Genomic DNA, 842 nt, shown 5'->3' on the forward strand with positions numbered 1-842 from the left:
CCGCAAGTGATCGCCGCGCAGGCGGCGCTGGCCACCACCGAGGCGCGCTACAGGCAGGCCAGGTCTCGCCTGTTCCCGACGGCGGGGCTGCAGGCGACGCGGGGACGCAGCAATGACCTCGACGGCGCGCTGGACGTGGAGCGGCGCACGCACCAGGTCGAGGCGAGCGTGCGCTGGAATGTCTATAACGGCGGCGCCGACCGGGCCGAACTCGATGCGGCCGAGCGCGAGAGGGCGGGCGCCGCCTTCGACGTGGAACGGGCGCGCGCGGAAAGCGCGGAAAAGCTGGCCGAGGCATATTTCGACATGCAGCGCCTGGAACGCAGCCTGCTGCAGTCACAGGAGCGCCTGCGCGACGTGACGCAGCTGGTGCGGCAGGTCACGCGCCAGGCGGAACTGGGCAAGTCGTCGGAAGTGGACCGCGAACTGGCGCAAAGCTCGCAGCTGGACGCGGAACTGGTGCAGGACGGCTTGCTGACGGACCGCCTGGCGGCGCAGATCAAGCTCGAAGCGCTGGCCTTCGAGCCGGTGGCGCAGTTTGCCGATTTCGCCTTTGCGCCGCTGCCGGCGCAAGCCCTGGCAAACGCCGACACGCAGCAGGCGCAGTTGCGCGCCGTGCGCGAACGGGCGGCGGCGGCCCAGCTGCGCGTGCGCAGCGTGGCGGCTACCCTGGCACCGAAAATTGACCTGAATGTCAGCCACCTGCTGAATAACAAGACGACGCCGCCGCCTTCGACGATCCAGCAGCGGGGCTGGTCGGTGGGCGTCTCGTGGGAATTTCCCCTTGGCGGCGGCAGCCTGGCGCAGCGCGACGAGAGCATCAGCCGCGCCCAGGCGGCAGA

1 protein-coding gene is annotated in these 842 nt (G+C 70.4%); it reads left to right on the forward strand.

Features of this window, described 5'->3' with window-relative positions:
* On the forward strand, positions 1-842 hold an 842-nt coding region (locus JaAD80_RS29205), incomplete at both ends, for a TolC family protein (protein ID WP_102299673.1).

The sequence above is a fragment of the Janthinobacterium sp. AD80 genome, assembly GCF_002878455.1.
Taxonomy (GTDB): Bacteria; Pseudomonadota; Gammaproteobacteria; order Burkholderiales; family Burkholderiaceae_D; genus Janthinobacterium.